General features: G+C 30.9%; 17 protein-coding genes, 1 pseudogene and 1 riboswitch. Of the genes and pseudogenes, 10 read left to right on the forward strand and 8 right to left on the reverse strand.

From position 1 onward, the window contains the following. Positions 1–27: 27 nt before the first annotated feature. Positions 28–96, forward strand: a riboswitch (Fluoride riboswitch). Positions 97–125: 29 nt separating this feature from the next. Together B3792_RS09085 and B3792_RS09090 are read left to right on the forward strand one after the other, a co-directional pair. Beyond that, positions 126–1,433 carry a voltage-gated chloride channel family protein gene (locus B3792_RS09085; protein ID WP_291069419.1) on the forward strand — a complete coding sequence of 436 codons (1,308 nt, stop codon included), beginning with the start codon at positions 126–128 and terminating at the stop codon, positions 1,431–1,433. Positions 1,434–1,443: 10 nt separating this feature from the next. Next, complete coding sequence (locus tag B3792_RS09090; protein WP_291048897.1) at positions 1,444–1,797, forward strand: DUF190 domain-containing protein; 354 nt, start codon at positions 1,444–1,446, stop codon at positions 1,795–1,797. Between the two features lie 225 nt (positions 1,798–2,022). On the opposite strand, the pseudogene B3792_RS09095 reads toward B3792_RS09090, so the two are convergent. Further along, positions 2,023–2,283: pseudogene (locus tag B3792_RS09095) on the reverse strand (transposase); the annotation flags it as partial. 218 nt (positions 2,284–2,501) lie between these two features. Between B3792_RS09095 and B3792_RS09100 the strand changes: the two are divergent. Together B3792_RS09100 and B3792_RS09105 are read left to right on the forward strand one after the other, a co-directional pair. Continuing rightward, positions 2,502–3,317: an HAD family hydrolase gene (locus tag B3792_RS09100; protein WP_291069421.1), complete on the forward strand. Its 816-nt coding sequence runs from the start codon at positions 2,502–2,504 to the stop codon at positions 3,315–3,317. A gap of 79 nt (positions 3,318–3,396) precedes the next feature. Then, positions 3,397–4,302: a polysaccharide deacetylase family protein gene (locus B3792_RS09105; RefSeq protein ID WP_291069423.1), complete on the forward strand. Its 906-nt coding sequence runs from the start codon at positions 3,397–3,399 to the stop codon at positions 4,300–4,302. Positions 4,303–4,352: 50 nt separating this feature from the next. Here the strand turns inward: B3792_RS09105 and B3792_RS09110 are convergent, their stop codons facing one another. The 4 genes from B3792_RS09110 to porU all read right to left on the reverse strand — a co-directional run bounded on the left by B3792_RS09110 (position 4,353) and on the right by porU (position 10,885). Further along, positions 4,353–4,754, reverse strand: a complete 402-nt coding sequence (locus tag B3792_RS09110) for an OsmC family protein (RefSeq protein ID WP_221855955.1) — start codon at positions 4,752–4,754, stop codon at positions 4,353–4,355. 7 nt (positions 4,755–4,761) lie between these two features. Then, entirely contained in the window at positions 4,762–5,667 is a 906-nt protein-coding gene (locus B3792_RS09115; RefSeq protein WP_291069425.1) for a pirin family protein, read from the reverse strand. A gap of 126 nt (positions 5,668–5,793) precedes the next feature. Then, complete coding sequence (gene porV, locus B3792_RS09120; protein WP_286495786.1) at positions 5,794–6,984, reverse strand: type IX secretion system outer membrane channel protein PorV; 1,191 nt, start codon at positions 6,982–6,984, stop codon at positions 5,794–5,796. Positions 6,985–7,021: 37 nt separating this feature from the next. Then, positions 7,022–10,885: a type IX secretion system sortase PorU gene (gene porU / locus B3792_RS09125; RefSeq protein ID WP_291048908.1), complete on the reverse strand. Its 3,864-nt coding sequence runs from the start codon at positions 10,883–10,885 to the stop codon at positions 7,022–7,024. A 164-nt stretch (positions 10,886–11,049) separates the two neighbouring features. Here porU and gldJ point away from each other — a divergent pair, with 164 nt between their 5' ends. Continuing rightward, positions 11,050–12,678 carry a gliding motility lipoprotein GldJ gene (gene gldJ / locus B3792_RS09130; protein WP_291048993.1) on the forward strand — a complete coding sequence of 543 codons (1,629 nt, stop codon included), beginning with the start codon at positions 11,050–11,052 and terminating at the stop codon, positions 12,676–12,678. Between the two features lie 74 nt (positions 12,679–12,752). On the opposite strand, the gene B3792_RS09135 is transcribed toward gldJ, so the two are convergent. After that, positions 12,753–13,280 carry a GNAT family N-acetyltransferase gene (locus tag B3792_RS09135; protein ID WP_291069427.1) on the reverse strand — a complete coding sequence of 176 codons (528 nt, stop codon included), beginning with the start codon at positions 13,278–13,280 and terminating at the stop codon, positions 12,753–12,755. 221 nt (positions 13,281–13,501) lie between these two features. Here B3792_RS09135 and B3792_RS09140 point away from each other — a divergent pair, with 221 nt between their 5' ends. From B3792_RS09140 to B3792_RS09150, 3 genes are all read left to right on the forward strand, one after another. Next, the gene (locus tag B3792_RS09140; RefSeq protein WP_291048912.1) at positions 13,502–14,782 is read left to right on the forward strand and encodes a UDP-N-acetylmuramoyl-tripeptide--D-alanyl-D-alanine ligase; all 1,281 of its coding nucleotides are present in this window, start codon (positions 13,502–13,504) and stop codon (positions 14,780–14,782) included. Positions 14,783–14,893: 111 nt separating this feature from the next. Beyond that, positions 14,894–15,328 carry a hypothetical protein gene (locus B3792_RS09145; RefSeq protein ID WP_291048915.1) on the forward strand — a complete coding sequence of 145 codons (435 nt, stop codon included), beginning with the start codon at positions 14,894–14,896 and terminating at the stop codon, positions 15,326–15,328. Positions 15,329–15,413: 85 nt separating this feature from the next. Continuing rightward, positions 15,414–16,523: an endonuclease gene (locus B3792_RS09150; protein ID WP_291052384.1), complete on the forward strand. Its 1,110-nt coding sequence runs from the start codon at positions 15,414–15,416 to the stop codon at positions 16,521–16,523. 386 nt (positions 16,524–16,909) lie between these two features. Here B3792_RS09150 and fsa read toward each other — a convergent pair whose 3' ends face one another. Then, entirely contained in the window at positions 16,910–17,566 is a 657-nt protein-coding gene (fsa, locus tag B3792_RS09155; protein WP_291069429.1) for a fructose-6-phosphate aldolase, read from the reverse strand. Positions 17,567–17,649: 83 nt separating this feature from the next. Further along, positions 17,650–18,402 carry an SDR family NAD(P)-dependent oxidoreductase gene (locus B3792_RS09160; RefSeq protein ID WP_125349843.1) on the reverse strand — a complete coding sequence of 251 codons (753 nt, stop codon included), beginning with the start codon at positions 18,400–18,402 and terminating at the stop codon, positions 17,650–17,652. A 188-nt stretch (positions 18,403–18,590) separates the two neighbouring features. Between B3792_RS09160 and B3792_RS09165 the strand changes: the two genes are divergently transcribed. Continuing rightward, positions 18,591–19,349 (forward strand): hypothetical protein, encoded by a 759-nt coding sequence (locus tag B3792_RS09165; RefSeq protein ID WP_291069431.1) that lies wholly within the window; start codon positions 18,591–18,593, stop codon positions 19,347–19,349. Between the two features lie 7 nt (positions 19,350–19,356). Further along, positions 19,357–20,118, forward strand: coding sequence for a hypothetical protein (locus B3792_RS09170; protein WP_291069433.1), 762 nt, complete (start codon positions 19,357–19,359; stop codon positions 20,116–20,118). The last annotated feature ends 12 nt before the right edge of the window (positions 20,119–20,130 follow it).

Genomic DNA, 20,130 nt, shown 5'->3' on the forward strand with positions numbered 1-20,130 from the left:
CGAGGATATGACGTACCCACAGTAGCAGACGAAAAAGGAAATGGTGTTCTTCCTTACCCAACCGCTATAAAAAAAGCTGATGACGCCTGATTAAGTTAAGTGTTTAACATTTAATCAGGTAGTTTATGCAGACAAAACAAAAAAAATCATTCAGCAAAAAAATCAATTTACAACTTTGGTCGTTGTTTAGACGTTATCCAACTATTCCTTACATCCTCAAATGGACATTCATTTGCTTATTTATCGGACTTTGTGTTGGTAGTGCTTCCGCAGGTTTTCTTCAATCATTGGATTGGGTTACGAATTATCGGGAAAATCATTTATGGTTAATTGCATTGTTGCCTATTGGTGGTTTTTTCATTGGCTTACTTTATTATTATTTGGGCAAAGACATTAAACCAGGAAACAATTTACTTCTTGATACCATTCACGACCCTAAACAAATTATTCCCTTCCGTATGGCTCCGTTTGTTTATATCGGAACCGTGGTAACACATTTATTCGGTGGTTCGGCAGGGCGTGAGGGAACAGCTCTACAAATGGCGGGTGCAATTGCCGACCAATTCAGTAAACCTTTCCGACTTTCTGAAAGCGAGCGAAAAATTTTAATCATTTCAGCCATTTCCGCAGGTTTTGGGTCTGTATTTGGTACACCATTGGCAGGTGCAATTTTCGGTTTAGAAGTGTTTTTAATCGGACGATTAAAATACGATGCTATTTTTCCCGCATTTGCAGCCGCTATTTTCGCAGACTTAGTTACGAAACTTTGGCAAACACACCATACTCATTACTACATCAATTTTGTTCCCGACATCTCTTTTTTAAATATCATTTACGCAATCATTGCAGGAATTATTTTTGGATTATGCTCAGCAACATTTAGTAAAACAATACATAAGGCAAGTTCTATTTTCAAATCAAAAATTGAGTATCCACCTTTCCGACCTTTGATAGGCGGTGTTATTGTTGCTCTTGCAGTTTGGGCAATAGGCACAACAAAATACATTGGCTTAGGTATTCCTACAATTGTTCAGTCCTTTGAAGAACAATTACCTATGTATGATTTTGCCTTGAAAATGATTTTTACCATCATCACATTGGCAGCAAGTTTTAAAGGTGGAGAAGTTACTCCACTGTTTTTCATTGGGGCAACTTTAGGTAACGCATTAAGTTATTTCATTCCATTGCCAACAGCACTTTTAGCAGGAATGGGATTTTTTGCCGTTTTTGCAGGAGCAACGAATACGCCATTAGCTTGTAGCATTATGGCAATTGAACTTTTTGGTGCTGATTGCGGAGTGTATGTTGCAATTGCTTGTGTAGTTGCATATTTAGTTTCAGGACATAACAGCATTTACAACAAACAAATGGTTGGCGAACCAAAGCACAAAAGATTTTCGAACCACGAAGGAAAAAGATTAAATGAACTTTAAAATTGTGAATATGAATACAAACAATATAAACGTAATGAGAATTTATTTTGGCTACGGACAAACAGTCAAAGGACAATCTTTATGGCAACGACTTTGGAGCAACAATTTGGGACAATTACTTTTAAAGAAAGCGAAAGAAATGAATATTGAACAAGCCAATATTTTTATTGCAAAAGCTGGTTATTTAGACAACGATAAGATAAGTTTCAATATTTCAGAAATTCCATCTAAAAAAAATCCAGTTTGCCTTGAACTTGTGGACACTGCCGAAAAATTAAAAAATTTTATAGGGCAAAATAGAAAAGAGCTAAACGAAACAAATGTTATTCTACTAAATAATGAATGTTTTAAGATTGACCAATAAAAAAAGGACTTATAAAGCCTGTTGAACCCTTTGATAAACTCAGGATAGGCTGAAAAAAATTGTATCAAGAATAGAATTTTATCTTCAAAAACCTTTTTCTCGATACAAAATTCTTTCAGAATTCCACTCGAAATGACAGGTTTATTGATAAAATTAAAACGGGTTCATAAATTATAAAATAACATTATAACATGTAAACAAACATTATTTAATACCCATCGAGCATTATTCGACAAGATTAATTTTTAGCTTATTACTATTTCTATTTCTATTAAACATAAATTATTTAGATATTGAATAGTGGTTAAAGTTGTAATTTTGGCTAAAATTATGGTTTTAAAACCACCGAAAGTTTTGGCACAATTTCGGTCTAATCATAAACTGATCACAGAGCTGAGAGAATAAGGTTTCGATTCTTTTTCTATATTTTTTGAACGCATAAAATTGTGGTTTATACTCTTTTTGATTAGCTTTTTTAGGTGTTTCTTTACATTAACTTCTTTTTTGTCACTCCTCTACACAAACTTATATTGAATAATACTTAAACTACTCGATAATATCATGGAGAAAAAGTTACACTATTGAACAATTTTCTTATTTTTTTATAAAATTCTAAGCACGTGAACAACGAAGAAGAACAAACCAAAAATTTATAACTAACTTTGAGGTCTCAATTATGAGACCTTTTTATTTAAGAAAAATCAATGCAAAATATAAAATTAATCGTGACAGATATGGACGGAACTCTGTTACGTTCTAATCATTCGTTAAGTCCAGAATTCAATAAAATTTACGAAGAATTAAAAGAAAACAACATCACATTTGTACCTGCAAGTGGTCGTCAATATTATAGTATCATTTCATATTTTGAAAATATAAAAGATGAATTGGCAATTATTGCTGAAAACGGAACTTATGTTACCTACAAAGGTGAGGAAGTTTTTATTGACGAATTGGATTGGTCTGTTGTAAAAGAAATCGTAGAAGAAGTACGTAAAATAGAAGGTGCAAATATTGTTTTGGCTGGCAAAAATGCCGCTTATGTGGAATCGAAAGATGAAACTTTTTTAGAATATTTTAAAAATTATTACGATAAAAATATTTGGGTTGATGATTTAAATAAAATCGAAAATGAACAATTCATTAAAATTGCAGTAAATCACGTTGGTGGAACAGAATTTAATGTATTTCCAAAATTAGTTGATTTTGAAAAATATGGATTAAAAGTTGTGGTTTCTGGCGAAGTTTGGTTAGATGTTATGAATAAAAAATCGAACAAAGGAGTTGCATTACAAGCTTTGATGAATAAATTGGATATTTCTTCTGAAGAAATCATTGTTTTTGGCGATTTTATGAATGATTTGGAGATGTTACACTTGGCAAAATATAGTTTTGCAATGGAAAATGCGCATCAAAATGTAAAAGAAGTAGCGAATTTTAAAGCGCCTTCTAATGATGAAGATGGTGTAATTCAAGTTATTAAGCAATATTTACAACAATTAAAAACCGTAAACACTTAATAATCTGACAAATAACATCAATCATTTAACATTTCAAATCAGATTAAATTATTAATTTCGCACAAAACCTAAACAATCAATGTTAGCTATCAACAAACATCTAAAAAGCTTTCTTGCAATTGGAACTTTACTTTTTGTTTTTTCTTGTAAAAACGAAAATAATCCTATTCAAAATCAAACAACAACTTCTTCTGAGCCAAAAGAAATTTTGCAGAATGATGTTGATTCTATTTATACAGTAAAAATTGACTCATCTACTTTGCAATTAGATACTATTGCAAAAGAAGAAAAGCAAAATCCTATTGATTCGACAAAACAATATGTTTACCTAACTTTTGACGATGGTCCATATAAAGGAAGTAAAAATATCAATAAAATATTAACCGAAGAAAATGTAAAAGGAACGGTTTTCTTAGTTGGTTTTAATGCTTTTACGAAAGATTTGAAACAACATGTAGAAGATTATAAAGCTAATCCAAATGTAGAAATTGCTAACCATACTTTTTCGCATGCGCGTAACAAATACAAAGCTTTTTACAGTGTTCCAGAAAATGTTTATGAAGATATTCGCAAAAATGAGGTGGTATTAGACATACATTCTCGTTGGGTTCGTTTACCTGCACGTAATACATGGCGTTTGAACAAACGCAAAAAAGACGATCCAGTAAAAAATGCAATTCCAGCAGCTGATTTATTGGCTAAAAATCAATACTATATCTATGGCTGGGATTATGAATGGGAAAGAAGTGGAAAAAAATCTGCAACACATCAGCTTTCTTCACCTGAAAAAATTTATGAAGGAATTGTACATCGTTTGGATCAAAATAAAACATTCGAAAAAAATCATTTGGTAATTTTAATGCACGATGATATGTTTAATGAAGATTATAATGCAGAAAAATTAAGACAATTAATTGTTTTATTGAAACGTAATCCGAAAATTGTTATTGAAGGAATTTCGGGATATCCAACCAGGATTAGCTAGATAAAATATTAAGATAAAAAAATCCACTTCATCTGAAGTGGTTTTTTTTATTAAATAAACTCTATCGTTGTTTCTATCTCGTGACCTTTTTCTAATACTTTGTGCACAGGACAAGAATTTGCAACTTTTAGTAATCTTGTTTGTTGTTTCTCATCGAAATCGCCTTCTATGATAACATGACGTTGAAAAGTGATTGGCTCAGTTGTAATCATATCAAAATTGACATCTACCTCAACTTTTTTGTAAGCAAATTCTTTGTGATTCATATACATTTGCAAAGTAATCGAAGTACAAGAAGCTAATGCAGCTCCCAATAATTCGCTTGGTTTTGCAGCCGTATCCAAACCTCCTTTATCTAAAGGTTCATCTACATTAAATTCGTGTTTTCCTGCTTTAATATTCGAAATATAGTTTTTATCTGTCGAAGTTGACGTTACATTAATATCACTCATTATCAATTTATTTTTCGTTTTCTTTTACTTTAGTTTTTTGTTGCGCTTGCGGAATCGGAACATAATCGTCATCACCAGGAACTTTAGGAAAACGATGATTAATCCAATTTTCCTTCGCCGTTTCAATCGTTTCTCTTGAAGAACTTACAAAATTCCAAAAGATAAAATGTTCTTCTGGTAATTCTTCACCTCCAAAAATATAAACGGTAGAACCAGCCGCAATTTCAAACTCACACAAAGTAGCTTCTTTCGCTACTAATAATTGTTTTGTTCCATACGTTTCTCCTCCATCTTTGATAGAACCTTCTAATACATACAAAGCAGATTCTCCATACAAATCCTTACCTAAAGAAACTTTGAAATCATTTTTAGCTTTAATTTCAATAAAATATAAAGGAGAATAAACAGGTACGCCAGAAGTATGTTCACCAAACTTACCAGCAATCAATCTATAATCAGCATTTTCGTCCGACCAATTTGGTAATTTATCTGCTTCAATATGAACAAAACTCGGCTCCATATTTTCTAATTCTTTTGGCAAAGCCACCCAAATTTGTAAACCATGTAATGTTTTTTCTGTTGTACGTAGATATTCTGGAGTTCGCTCAGAATGCACAACACCTTTACCAGCAGTCATCCAATTCACAGCTCCAGGCTGAATTTCTAATTCAGTTCCTAAACTATCGCGATGCATAATCGCTCCTTCAAATAAATAAGTCAAAGTTGATAAACCAATATGTGGGTGCGGTCCTACATCAAGATTTTGATAATCTTTCATTTTTGTTGGTCCCATATGATCGATAAATACAAATGGTCCGACATGTCTTTTTTGACGAAATGGTAATAATCTACCCACCAAAAAATTTCCTATATCAGCAGCTTTTTCTTCTAAAATTAATCCAACGTTAGACATAATTAGTTTAGTTTTTTAATTGATGTAAAATTAGTTTTAACTATTAATTTAAAACTTGATTTAAGTTAATAAATAAAAAAAGGCTAACCAAAAGGTTAGCCAATTATAACTTAATCTTAACGATTTCTAGTAATCGTAACTATTTTGTGTTTCTCCTCCAAAATTCCAAGCAATACCGAAACGTAATGTGTTTTCTAAAGCATTGTTTGTATCTGACATTGGAATTAAGTAAGAAGCATTAAAAGCAAACGCATTGTATTTTAGCCCTAAACCTAATGTCAAATGTTGACGATCACCTTTCATTGGACTTTCGTGAAAATAACCGGCACGGATAAACAAAGCATCATTATAAGAGTACTCTGCACCAACAGAATACATAATTTCTTTTAACTCCTCTTTTCCTCCCCCTGGAGCATCTCCAAATGAACTGAAAATTCCAGACATTACACCTTTATTAGGTATATAACGATTCGTTACATTCCCTTCTTCATCATATTCATATTGAGGTGTAGGAACTAACAATTTAGAAAATTCTGTTGTAATACCAACTTTATTGTAATCATCAAATTTGAAATCATATCCAACACCTAAACGTAATGTTGTTGGTAAATATGATGCATTATCTTCTGAGTTTGAATAATCTAATTTTGGACCAATATTAGAGATTTGGAAACCTCCACGTAATTTTCCTTCAAAATTATTTGTATTCATTGTTTCTGATTGATAATATCCAGCAATATCTACAGCAAAAGTGTTTGCTGGTTGAACTGTACCATCACTTACTCCATTGAATAAATCTGAACGAATGAAACGACCTGTCACCGCCATCGAGTAATTATCTGTTAAACGTAAACCATATGATAAATCGATTGAGAATTCATTTGGTTTGGCTACTCCGTCATTAATTATATCGCTTCCATCAATACCGCCTGCTCCAAGTCTATTTAACTGAATTTCGCCCATATTGAAATAATAGATACTTGCTCCTAATGTACTACGTTCATCTTGACCTAAAAACGTATAATAAGTAGCATTCAATAAAAATACATCATTCACCAAAGATCCCATATAAGGTGTATATGAAAAGGCTACACCTGAATAATCAGGAGCAAAAGAATACTTTGCCGCATTCCAAAATTGAGAATAATTATCCGCAGAAGTTGCAACTCCTTGATCTCCCAAACCACCTGCACGTGCATCTGGAGAAATTCTTAAAAATGGAGCTCCTGTCATTATCGGATTATTAACTTCATCTTTATTTTGAGCAAAAGTAAATCCTGATGCTAAAATCAATAAACTTGCTGTAATTTTTTTCATTCGTTATATTATTGATTATATTTTTTCTTTTTGTTTATTATTTTAATATGACAAGTTTTTCAACTGCGGTGGCTGATCCTTTACAAACCGTATCATCAACACCTTTCACATTGACCTTGTAAATATAAACACCTTTTCCTATTTTATCGCCAAAATCATCCAAACCATCCCATTCTATCGCATATTTACCTGTTCGATATCCTTCTCTAAAAGGTTCTGCTGAAACAGTTTTACGAATCGTTTTGACTAATTTTCCTGAAATTGTAAATATCTGAACCATTACATCTAACTCAGAATCACAATTATGTTCAAAATGGAAAAACGTATTCTTTGTAAATGGATTTGGCCAGTTTAACAATTTATCAATATGTAATTGTCCTGTTCCATTTTCCATTACTACAAAGTCTAACGTTACAGTATTCGAATTATTGTTGATATCCCAAAATTTTAAATTCACAGTATGTTGACCAAGTTCAAGATTTTTCAATTGATACATTACTTGTCCTTTCTGATAATCTTCAAAATTCTTATTGATACATGGGTTTGCATCACCTCCATCATAATATTCATTCAACACATAAGCATCTTGCACTTTTCCATCAAGCGTTGCAACAATATCGTGTCCAATACTCGATCCAGTTGCATTAATACCTGAATTATCAGTTAAACAACCAACCAAATAAGGCGAACGATCTGTAATTCCTCCATTCGCAAAATGAAGGTTATTCATATATAATTTTCCTTGCGGACGTTCATCATCATTCAATCCTTCTTCGTTAATTCCTTCAATCGTAATTGTTTTTAAAGTCGATGCGTCTTTACCATCTTTCTCATCCCAAGCATAAAATTTTATTTTACGATTTCCTAATTCATAATTAATATCTTTCGGAACATAAAATTGAATCGTAAATTCACCTTTTTCTACTTTTCCTATTCCTTTATAAATTGTTTTATTTTCTGTTTCGAAAGTTTTTCCAGCCCAATCAGACTCCGATAAAATGGTTTTCGTTTCAGGTTTTTCATACAAACTAATCGCAATTTTCCCATTGAAACTATTATCAATTGAAGTATTAGATAATTGATTTACTTTACCTGTAATCGTTATAAAATCTAATGCTTGCATTTTACCACCAGCAAGGGCATCTACATCTTTTTTATTTTTGATGCTTAATATTTCAATATCTTGTTGTGGACGATGAATTACTAACATCGGATCTCCAAGAATACTTACACTTTTGTTATTTTGATGTTTTGGAGAATAATTTAATTTTGCTTCATTAAGCGCTTTACCAATTGTTTGATTTTCTATTCCAACTTTCTTGAAAAACTGTTCGATCAAAAAATTATTCATCGAATCTCCGTAACCTGTTCCAATTGGACGATTGGTTGTTATCATAGACAAGGCTCCTCCATTTGCGTTTTTCAACATAGCTTCTCCGGCAGAATTATATTGCGGTAAATCCCAAATTGTAAAATCACAAGTCACAGTTGTTACGATAGGTAAACGTGAATAAGCTGCATTAAAATTGGATAAATTTGTTAATTCTTCTGCTGTAATAATTCGCTCTTGTGCCCAACTACGAGGACCTCCATGACCGTAATACATCAAGAAGTTTGAACCTAACTCGATTCCATTCAAAATTGCTTGATTTACGGTTGGATATCTAACTCCGGCAGAAGTACTTTCAGGTTGATGAGCTCCCGAATATATTTTATTAATCGTATAAATTTGATTCTCAGGTTTAGAAAATTCAGTATCAATTTTGGCATTTAAGCCTGGAGTATTTACATTATTATCATTATCAGTAACTGCAACAATTTTTGTTCGCCAATCGCCATAGGAAGTCCCTTTTCCTTGAACTTTATCGTAATATGAAACTATTTTATCAACCAAAATCTTTGCCTCAGTAGAATTAGAAGCAGAAATTCGTCCTACAGCTATTTCAAACCAATTGGCATCGTAACTATAAATTCCGTCTACGCTATTCGATAACATTTTTACATTATCATTTAACATTGCAAAATAATCATCCGTTGCAATCGCACCATCAATATCAAGAGAAGGTTCGTCTGTAAAAGTTGGAAGATAATTTGTAAAATCCTTTACTCTATTTTTTGGATCATAGGTTGTTGCTCCAAACAAAACACCATATTCTAAATTTGGACTTGATCTATCTTTTAAGAATTTAAAGAAATCACGAATCGCAATAGGATCTTGACTTCCAGAAGAAAAATCGTTGTAAACTTGTTCCGTTGTTACAACTGCAACATTTATCTTATCATGTTCTTTTCTAAAATTCGCCAAGCGAGTAGCTTGATCCAAATATTTTGGATGCGTGACAATTATATAATTAATATCGGTTAAACTACGAATATCTTGATTTGCTACTTTCCCTACATATTTTGCATCTGTAAAAGCATTTTCATCCTTGAATGCGACAAACTGATTCAGATGATTTGTGCTAAACTTATACAAATTACTTTGCGGAACAATTGAAGAAATTAAATGAATATCAGAAACATTCCAAACAGAAACATTTGCAGCATTATTCAATGAAAAAGCATTCACACTTCCATTATTAATATCTTCTAAAAACTGAAAAGTGAATTGCTCATTGCTATATGTTAAACCATCTTTGAAACGCAATTGTAAATAATCCAAATAAGCTAATCCAGAAGGATTGGTTCCGCTAGAAGAAACCGCAATATCGATAGAATTTGAACCTAATGAAACTGTTTTATCTTGAATATTTCTATCAAATAAAGAGTTTCCTAAAGAATGAGTAAAAGTTTGTCCATTTAAATTAACGCTATATGATGTATTGTTTGCATTTTTTCCAACCACCGCATAACGCAAATATGCTTCTCCACCATTTACAGCATTCGCTTTGAACGTTTTCTTGAAACCTCCATTTAAACCAATATTTTCTCCAACCCAAATTTGCCCAAGACCATTTAAGTTAATCGAATCTTTTTCATGAAATTGTAAATTATCAAAAGTAGAAAAAGTTTTTATAGGACTTGCTGTAAGCGCCTGTTCTCCTACTCTTTTGCCATCTTCTCCATTAAAACTGATAAAATAATAAGCAAAATCATCATACAAATTATAGCGAACTTTTGCATCTTTCAACGTTGTCGTATTATTTCTGTACCACTGATGCGGACCTTTCGCATAAAACAACGCGTAATCATTACTATCAAAACTTCCATCTTCACCTCCAACAAATTTTATTGGAATTTCATTCAAAGCTCCAGTTCTATCTTCCGTTAAATTCTCCATCAAACGCCCTTCTCCATTTCCATAGATTTTTAGCGATTTTGGGTTAAAATTGGTCGGAATTCCATTTTTAGTAAAGAAACTTTTATCTAATTTAAAAACTCCATCTTTCGAGACTTTTATTTTGTACCAATCTCCCGTTTTCAAAACACTTGTAGTCGAATTATCAATTAATTTTCGAGAAGATGTTTTTCGAGATTGAATTGATTTCGGTACAATTGAGAAAGATTCTATTTTTAAAATCTTATCATTTTGTTTGACAAATGGTACAACTTTAAAAATTAGTTTTTGCTGACCATTTTTATCAATAATATTATATGAAGAAAAATTAATTTTATCTGTAATCGAAGACGTATTCAAATCGGCCAATTCATCCTGTACTTCTCTAAATTGCACATTTGATAATTCAACTTCTTGATTTGTAGAATTTAACTCAACGACAAATTCTGGAAGAAAATATCCTCCAACAAAATAATTATCTTTATTCGAAAAAAACGGCACATTTACCTTATTTCCATTCGTTAAAGAAATTGTTTGATTATTCTCCCAATTTATTTTGTAATTTTGACTAAATAATTGAGGAAATTGAAGCAAAGTTGCAACTAAAATAAAATATTTCTTCATGTCTGAATAACGCTATTTTGACAAATATATTTTCAATCGTAAAATAAAAAAATAATTCTTACGTTTGATACAAGAAATAAAGCATTTTTTCGTTGTAAGATTAATGTCAAATGCTTTTATTTGCATTAAATTTAATTTTCGAAAACCAGAAATATTCTATGAAAATGAATAAAGGACGTATTTTTTCTCTTGCCCTTGCAGCTGTAACTATGAGTGTGTTCATGGGTTGTGCAAGCAGTTCAGGAAAGAAAAAAGGAGGTGGAACAAAAAATTTCACAAGCCGTACAGGATGGAAACCAAACGATAGTAAAGGTTGGTTTTTTTCAGGTAAAAAGAAAGAAAACATCAAAGCTTGGCCTGGAATGGTTTTCATCGAAGGTGGATCTTTTACGATGGGAATTACGAAAGACGACGTGTTACACGATTGGAATAATTCTCCTGTTCGTATGCAAGTAAAATCTTTCTTTATGGGTGAAACTGAGGTTACAAACTACGAATATAGAGAATATTTAACTTGGTTGAAAGTTGTTTTCCCACCAGAAGACACGCAATACAAGGATATTTATAATGGAGCATTACCAGATGAAACGGTTTTTAACAATCAATTATCTCGTGATGATTTCTCTACAGAAAATTATTTATTTTCTCCAGAATTCAGCTATTACCCAGTAGTTGGTATTTCTTGGTTACAAGCCGTTAACTATTGTGATTGGTTAACAGACCGTGCTCTTGAAAAATCTTTAATGAACAAAGGAATCTTATCAAAAGATTATTACAATAACGAGGAGTATAATTACGGAAATAAAACATTTAGTGCTGAACAATATAAGTTAGGCGATACAAATGTAAACGAAGCGATTGATTCGACTAAAATTATGAAAGCGAATCAAATTAAAACGCAAAATACACGTATCTTAAAAGCAAATCGTGCAACTGGTTCAGATGAAGTACAACCCTTCCGTTTACCTACAGAAGCTGAATGGGAATATGCAGCATTAGCTTTACCTGGAAATCGTGAATACAACGAATACAAAGGAAAAGATGTTGCTCAAAATAACTTGAGAGTTACAAAAGGAGCTCAAAGAGGACAATATTTAGACAACTTCAAACAAGGACGTGGAGATTACTCTGGTATTGGAGGATTTGGAAACGATGGTTCTGCAATTACAAGTGATGTGCGTAAATATCCATCAAATGATTTTGGTCTTTACGGAATGTTAGGAAACGTTGCTGAATGGGTTTCTGATGTTTATCGTCCAATTATTGATGAAGAAGCAAACGATTTCAACTACTACCGTGGAAATATTTTAAAAACAAAAATTGACAATGGCGCAGGTGGTTTTGAAAAATATGACGAAACAAATGTTGAATATGATACATTAGACAACGGACGTTTAGTTTATAGAGGATTACCAGGCGCTTACAAAAAACAAATAGAATACGATTTAACAAATTATCGTGATGGTGACCCTAATTCTTCTTTATCACCACGTACTGAGGAAGGTAAATCTGCTGATCAAGCAACAGAAGACATGTACAACGCTCCTCAACGTAAATTTAGAGTAGATGAAAAAGGTCGAGTAATCTTAGAAAAAGATTCTTCTAAACGTACTTCTGACATCTCTGATGAAACACGTGTTGTAAAAGGTGGTTCTTGGAAAGACCCTATTTACTGGATAGATCCAGGACAAAGACGTTACTTACACCAAGCAAGTGCAACAAACTGGATTGGTTTCCGTGTGGCACAAGAATACTCTGGTAGTTTCGAATCAAAACGTAAACGTAGAGGATAAAAATCTTTCTTAATAAAAAAAAACTCGGTACTATAGTATCGAGTTTTTATTTGTTAATTAAATTCTTTCTGTTCTCAAGATTGGATCAATGACCAATACACAAATTCTTTGTATTCAAAAATCTTTTCAAAACCAAGCTTTTTCAATAAATTAATCGATTTGACATTATCTGAAAAAGATTTGGCTGTTATTTCTTTTACTATTTCTTGAGAAAATGCCCATTTTATAAGACCTCTACACGCCTCTTCTGCAAATCCTTTTCTTCTTTCTTTACGGATGATTCCATAACCAATGTCTACACTTTGTTCCTCCGCATTATACCCTTTAAATCCTACATAACCTATTATTTCTTTCGTATCCTTTCTTATAATCATCCAGGATTCGAAGCCTGTCACGTAATTATGAATTAATAATTTCTGAATAATTTTAGGCACTGTATCCATCATATCTTTATCCGGCCAGTCTTTGCTTTTTACAAAACCTTTGTCATACAACATATTAAAATCATTATACAGCATATTTTCACAAATATCAATCGTAAAAGGAACAAGAATCAATCGTTCAGTTTCTAATTCGTTAATGGTAATTTCTTTTATTTTCATACTTTTATCAAAGTCCTAGAGATATTTTTTTAATATAATAAATAAAATAGAGAAACTTGTGCTACCAAGATTAATCTCATCTAATTTATTTGCAATTATCGTAAATTACTTCGTTAAATGTCAAAAATAGAATCATAAAATTTTATATTTGTACGAAATAAAAAGAATAATTTCTTTCTATTTTTTTTAAAACAGAATCTCATCTATTTTATTTAGATAACATGAATACAACAGAAATATTCGATCAATTTCTTAAATCGAAAATCGTTACGACTGATACACGCAACATCTCACAAAATTGTATCTTTTTTGCTTTAAAAGGAGCTAATTTTAATGGAAATACTTTCGCTCAAGAAGCGATCAATCAAGGAGCTGCAATGGCAATTGTTGACGAGAAAGAATTTGAAAATACATCTCAAAATATTTTTTTGGTTAATGATGCTTTAGAAACTTTACAAGATTTAGCGAGAACTTATCGTAATTATCTTAAAATACCATTTATTGGATTGACTGGTTCTAATGGGAAAACAACGACAAAAGAATTGATTTCAGCTGTTTTAAAAGAGAAATTCAAAACGCATTATACTTTCGGAAATCTGAATAATCACATTGGGGTTCCTTTAACTATACTATCTATTCCAGAAGATACAGAAATGGCTGTGATCGAAATGGGTGCGAATCATCAAAAAGAAATCGAGTTATTAGCTTCTATTTCTCAACCAGATTTTGGATATATCACTAATTTTGGTAAAGCTCATTTAGAAGGTTTCGGAGGAATTAAAGGTGTGATTAAAGGTAAATCTGAGTTATATGATTTTTTGAGAGCAAGTAACAGAACTGCTTTTGTTAATTTTAATGATCCAATTCAAGTTGAAAAAACTGAGGATATTAATCGAATTACATTTTCTGATCAACATAATGCTAATGTTCAAATCGAATTGATAGAAAATGAAACTGAATATTTGGCGGTTAAATACCAAGATTTAGAAATTCAATCACATTTAACAGGAAACTATAATTTTAGCAATATTTCGTGTGCAATTGCAATTGGACAACATTTCGGGATTGACGCTAAATCTATTCAAAACGGAATCGAAAATTATTTTCCATCAAATAATCGTTCACAAATTATCAATAAAGAAAATTACAAAATTGTGATGGATGCGTACAACGCAAACCCAAGTAGTATGGAAGCTTCGTTAAATAATTTTGCAAAATTTGAAGGTTCTAAAACAATTATTATTGGTGATATGTTTGAGCTTGGAGAAGAATCCAAAGCTGAGCATCAACGTATTTTAGATTTAGCTGAAAGTTTAGATTTTGATCAAATTTATATTCTAGGACATAATTTTGGTGAAACAATTACGAATAATCCGAAAGTACAAAAATTTGAAAACCGCGTTGCATTTGAAGAATGTTTAAAAGAAAATCCAATCAAAACTCGAAATATTTTGATAAAAGGTTCTCATGGCATGAGACTTGATTTGTTAGAAAATATTTAAAATCAACACCTTGATTATCTGATGAATAAATCAATATTTTTTTTTATTATAATTACTCTTTTCACTTCTCATTCTCTTCAGGCTCAATCTGTAATTGAATGGAAAAAAGATATGAAACTTAATTACGAAAACTTTAAAAAGAAACCTATTCAAACAAAGGTTCCTCAAGGATTTTTAGATTCAAAATTAGGTTGGCAAATTGCAGAATCTACTGGAGAACTTCCTGAACTTTGGGTTACCAATAAATTTGATGAAAGTAATTCGTGGCTATCTATGCAACATGCAGAAATTTTAAAAGAAATGCAGTTGCAATTTGACTTATCTGAATTATATGCACGAAAAATCAGAAAAGATTTTAAAGATTTACAAGCCAAAAAAGTCATGGATAAAGATTCTTATCGAGCAAAATTTTTGTCAGGTTCTAAGAATTTTCAGAAAAAATTGAAATCGATAGCTGGAGTTTCATTAAATCAACCAGATTTATATAAATTATTAAATAAACAAATTCAAGATTCATTGGTGATTTATCAAAATTACAGTAAGTAATTTAACAATTAGTAAACTTTAAATTTCATAAATTTATACAAAATAAAAGCTGTGAAAATCACAGCTTTTTTTAACTAAATTGTTTATGAAAAAAATCTTATACACTTTATCCATATTTACAGTAAGTATTTTAGCCTCAGCTCAAGCTCCAAGTAACTATTACGAAAATGCAACTGGTAGCAGCTTTACCTTAAAAACACAGCTATATGAAATAATAAAAAACCACACAGATTTAACGTATGGAGGATTATGGACGCTTTATAATAGAACAGATTCTGATAATGGTTTTTTAGATAAATATGATGAAAAAGATAATTCTATTTATGATATTTATTCAGAGATACCGAAAAAAATTGATCCTTATAATTTTATAAAATCTTCAGATCAATGTGGCAGTTCTGGTTATAAAAATGAAGGAGACTGCTACAACAGAGAGCATATTATTCCTCAAAGTGTTTTTAATAAAAACTCTCCTATGGTTGCAGATGCATTCCATATCTGGCCAACTGATGGTTATGTTAATAATAAAAGAGATAATTTTCCTTATGGAGTTGTTGAAAGTGCAACATACACTTCTTTAAATGGCTCTAAATTAGGAAGTAATAAAAACTCTGGATACTCTGCGGGATTTTCTGGAACAGTTTTCGAACCAATTGATGAGTTTAAAGGTGATATAGCTCGTGCTTATTTTTATTTTGCTACTCGTTATCAAGAAAATGGTATTCAGAGTTGGTCTTATGCTATGTTTAATAAAACAAAAGATAAAGTTTTTACAGATACTTTCTTGAAAATATTAATGACTTGGCATTTAAATGATCCTGTTTCTGATCGTGAAAAAGATATTAATAATTTAGTCTACAGATACCAAAAAAACAGAAACCCATTTATTGATCATCCTGAATATGCAGAAAAAATTTGGGGTTCGAATTTAGGAACTGGAGATTTCGAATATCAAAAGCGTGATGATATTTCAGTTTACAATGTAACAAATCGTTCGATTAAAATTAAACTTGAAAATAATTCGAAATCAATTCAGAAAGTTTCTGTTTTTAATTTCAATGGACAATTAATTAATGAAGTTTCAAATTCGTCAAATCAAAAAGAAGTTGAAGTTAATTTCAAAAACCCAGGTATTTATATCATCAAAGTTGTTGGAAAACAAATGGAAATCAACAAAAGAGTTGTAATAAAATAATCATTAATCAAACCATCATAAAAAAATCCTTCGCTCATACAAGTGAAGGATTTTTTAATTTAGTAAATGGAAAAAATTATTAGTCATTATTGATATTTTTCTTAAAAAATGTGCTTCCATAAAGAAACATGATTAATACAAAAGGGATACCAAGCGTGACTGATAATAAAATAAATGTTTTTAACATACTAATAAAAAATATTTTAGTTTCTAATACTTTTATCAATTTACAATTAATAATTTTATATTATTCATAATAAAACATCTTTTTTTATTTATTAACACTATTTTTATCAACTTGATAATTAAAAGCTTTTCATTAATATAAATTCATAAAAAAAGTCGCTTAAAATTAAGCGACTCATATATAGAAAATTCTATTCAATTTATTGACTTCCTTTAGCGTAATCAGCTAAGAATTGTGCTAATCCAGAATCTGTTAATGGGTGTTTTAACAATCCTAAGATTGATGATAAAGGTCCTGTCATAACATCAGCACCAATTTTTGCACAATTAACAATATGCATTGTATTACGAACTGAAGCTGCTAAAATTTGAGTTTCGTACAAATAGTTATCATAAACCAAACGAATTTCTTCGATTAAGTTTAAACCATCTGTCGAAATATCGTCTAAACGTCCGATGAATGGAGAAACGTAAGTTGCACCAGCTTTTGCAGCTAATAATGCTTGTCCTACAGAGAAAACTAAAGTAACGTTAGTTCTGATTCCTTTTGTAGAAAAGTATTTACACGCTTTTACACCATCTTTCGTCATAGGAATTTTAACTACGATTTGAGGATTTAAAGCTGCTAAAGCTTCACCTTCTTTTACCATTCCTTCGAAATCAGTAGAAATTACCTCAGCAGAAACATCTCCGTCAACTAATTCGCAAATTGCTTTGTAGTGATTCAAAATATTTTCTTGACCTGTAATTCCTTCTTTTGCCATTAAAGATGGATTTGTTGTTACACCATCTAAAACTCCTAAATCTTGGGCTTCTTTAATGTCAGCTAAGTTAGCTGTATCGATAAAAAATTTCATTGTTTGTTTGTATTTCGTTCAGGCAAAATTAAGGATTAAATTATAGAAAACCATTTAATCTTAAAGATTCGATCAAAAATATTTTAAACCGCTGTATATCCTCCATCAACAAGGTAATAACCACCTGTCATAAAGGATGCTTTGTCCGAACTTAAGAATAAAACCAACTCCGCAACTTCTTCTGGCTGTCCCAAACGACCCATTGGATGTTTTGTAACAAGCAATTCTAAATGATCTGCACTCAAATTATTCGACAACAAAGGCGTCATAATATAACCTGGTCCAACTGCATTACAACGAATATTTTTTGGTCCGTATTCCGCTCCAATGTTTTTCGTCAAACCTACAACTCCATGCTTTGCAGAAGTATAAGCCGAACTCATTGGCGCAGCGACAGTACCATGAATAGAAGCCATATTAACAATAGAACCTCCTCCATTCTTTTCCATTGCTTGTAATTGATATTTACATCCGTAAAAAACACCATTAAAATTGATATCTATTACTTTTTTCCAACCATCTAGTGGATAATTTTCAGTCAGCTCAGCAGGACCACCAATTCCAGCATTGTTACAAGCTATATCAAGTTTTCCATAAACTTCAAGCGTTTTATTTACTAATGCTTCATTATCTTCTGGCGAAGAAGTATCAGCTTTGAAAAATATCGCTTCTCCTCCATTCTTTTTGATAATTTCTACTACTTCATTTCCACCTTCTTCATTAATATCCGAAACCACAACTTTCGCACCCTCTTTGGCATATAATTCAGCAACAGCTTTCCCAATTCCAGAGCTAGCTCCAGTTACAATCGCAACTTTATCTTTTAAACTTGACATAATTTTATGATTTTAATTTAAATAAAGTTAATCATTTATAATCAGATCTATAAATCATTTCTTACAAATAATATTATTTGAAATGATTCAATTTTATTAACTATTTTGAAATGAAAAATTCAGCATAACAAATATATTTAGGATAAAACAATTCTATTTTTTTATATTTGATACAAATAACTTTTTAAATGAAAAATTTAATAGCTGCTATACTTTTATGTAGTTTTTCTACTATAAATGCACAAGAAACAAGTGATTATAAGTACATCAATATTCCTGAAAAATTTTCTAGTTTTGATAAAGATGAATATCAATTAAGTAATCGATTAAGATATATATTAACGCAGAAAAAATATGAAGTTTTACCTTCTGATAAATCTTCTTGGCCACAAGAAGTTGTGCAAAATCCTTGTTTAGCTTTGAATGCGGATATTTTAAAAGTTAAAAGTTTTTTAAATAATAAATTAGAGGTAAGTTTTACGGATTGTTCTAATAAAAATATTGAAAAATTTGAAGGAACTTCTAAGATTAAAGAATATGACAAAGGTTACCAAGAAGCTATAAAACTAGCTTTAAATCCTTTAAAATCCCAAAATGCGAAAGCTTCTGTTCAGATGGTAAAATTAGATAAAGCCCAAACAGAAACAACAACTTCATATATACCAGAACCAAAAGGAACTCAGGTAACAGCTACTAATTTGTTGACAGATGGAACAACTACGTATCAAAAAATAGAACTGCAAAATGGTGGTTTTATGTTGATGTCCGAAAATGGAAATCAAGTTGTTGCAAAATTTGAACCGACCCTAAAAAATGGAATTTACAGAGTAATTGTTACTAAAGGAAATTCGAATTATTTTTCGGTAGGATACATCAGTGGAAATACAATTTCGTACGAGGTTTCTGAAAATAATAGTTGGAAAGAAGTTAAATTATCGGCTAAATAATCTTGCTATGAAAATTATATTATCAAGTTTATTTCTTATTGCTTTATCGTCATTACAAGCACAAAATGTAGCTGATTATAAATATGTTATAGTTCCTCAACTCTTTAAAGATTTCGTAAAAGAAGATTATCAATTGAATACAGGATTGAAAACTGCTTTGAGAAAAAAAGAATATGAAGTAATAAATGAAAATTCTATTCCGTTAGATGTGCAAATCAATCCTTGTTTAGCGACAAAAGCAAATATTGAAAATACTTCTGTTGCTTTTAAAAATAAATTAAAAGTAACGTTTACAGACTGTAATAATAATGTGATTTCAACTTATGAAGGTTCTTCAAAAGAAAAAGATTTTACAAAAGGTTATCAAGAAGCCTTAACATTTGCTATGAATCAGGTTGGAAAACAAAATGCGAAAGATTTACCTGTAACTAAAACAGAAAATACAACCACTACAACCGTTAAAGAAACAACGAATAAAGTCGTTACGCAAGTGTCAAATAAAACTGTAGAAAACAAAAACGTTTACAAATCGAACGGAAAAAATTACATGACAGCAAGTACAAATAAAAACGAATTTGTATTAATCGACCAAGAAAATTCAAAAGTTATTGCACAATTTTATCCAGCTACTCAACAAAATGTTTTCCATGTAACAGTGATTTCTCAAAACGGAAATTATCAAACAATTGGTTATTTAAATGGAAATAATATCATCATCGAATATAAAACAGGTGATAAATCTTGGTCAACTACAACTTATTCAAAGTAAGTTTTTATAGTA

Origin of the sequence: Empedobacter sp. UBA5924, from assembly GCF_002431085.1 — a bacterium.
Taxonomy (GTDB): Bacteria; Bacteroidota; Bacteroidia; order Flavobacteriales; family Weeksellaceae; genus Empedobacter; species Empedobacter falsenii_B.

What these genes read in the sequence shown, in the direction of transcription:
- B3792_RS09085 (WP_291069419.1), top strand. Translation starts at nt 126, where the DNA reads ATGCAGACAAAACAAAAAAAATCATTCAGCAAAAAAATCAATTTACAA.
- B3792_RS09090 (WP_291048897.1), top strand. Translation starts at nt 1,444, where the DNA reads ATGAATACAAACAATATAAACGTAATGAGAATTTATTTTGGCTACGGA.
- B3792_RS09100 (WP_291069421.1), top strand. Translation starts at nt 2,502, where the DNA reads ATGCAAAATATAAAATTAATCGTGACAGATATGGACGGAACTCTGTTA.
- B3792_RS09105 (WP_291069423.1), top strand. Translation starts at nt 3,397, where the DNA reads ATGTTAGCTATCAACAAACATCTAAAAAGCTTTCTTGCAATTGGAACT.
- B3792_RS09110 (WP_221855955.1), bottom strand. Translation starts at nt 4,754, where the DNA reads ATGAGTGATATTAATGTAACGTCAACTTCGACAGATAAAAACTATATT.
- B3792_RS09115 (WP_291069425.1), bottom strand. Translation starts at nt 5,667, where the DNA reads ATGTCTAACGTTGGATTAATTTTAGAAGAAAAAGCTGCTGATATAGGA.
- porV (WP_286495786.1), bottom strand. Translation starts at nt 6,984, where the DNA reads ATGAAAAAAATTACAGCAAGTTTATTGATTTTAGCATCAGGATTTACT.
- porU (WP_291048908.1), bottom strand. Translation starts at nt 10,885, where the DNA reads ATGAAGAAATATTTTATTTTAGTTGCAACTTTGCTTCAATTTCCTCAA.
- gldJ (WP_291048993.1), top strand. Translation starts at nt 11,050, where the DNA reads ATGAATAAAGGACGTATTTTTTCTCTTGCCCTTGCAGCTGTAACTATG.
- B3792_RS09135 (WP_291069427.1), bottom strand. Translation starts at nt 13,280, where the DNA reads ATGAAAATAAAAGAAATTACCATTAACGAATTAGAAACTGAACGATTG.
- B3792_RS09140 (WP_291048912.1), top strand. Translation starts at nt 13,502, where the DNA reads ATGAATACAACAGAAATATTCGATCAATTTCTTAAATCGAAAATCGTT.
- B3792_RS09145 (WP_291048915.1), top strand. Translation starts at nt 14,894, where the DNA reads ATGAAACTTAATTACGAAAACTTTAAAAAGAAACCTATTCAAACAAAG.
- B3792_RS09150 (WP_291052384.1), top strand. Translation starts at nt 15,414, where the DNA reads ATGAAAAAAATCTTATACACTTTATCCATATTTACAGTAAGTATTTTA.
- fsa (WP_291069429.1), bottom strand. Translation starts at nt 17,566, where the DNA reads ATGAAATTTTTTATCGATACAGCTAACTTAGCTGACATTAAAGAAGCC.
- B3792_RS09160 (WP_125349843.1), bottom strand. Translation starts at nt 18,402, where the DNA reads ATGTCAAGTTTAAAAGATAAAGTTGCGATTGTAACTGGAGCTAGCTCT.
- B3792_RS09165 (WP_291069431.1), top strand. Translation starts at nt 18,591, where the DNA reads ATGAAAAATTTAATAGCTGCTATACTTTTATGTAGTTTTTCTACTATA.
- B3792_RS09170 (WP_291069433.1), top strand. Translation starts at nt 19,357, where the DNA reads ATGAAAATTATATTATCAAGTTTATTTCTTATTGCTTTATCGTCATTA.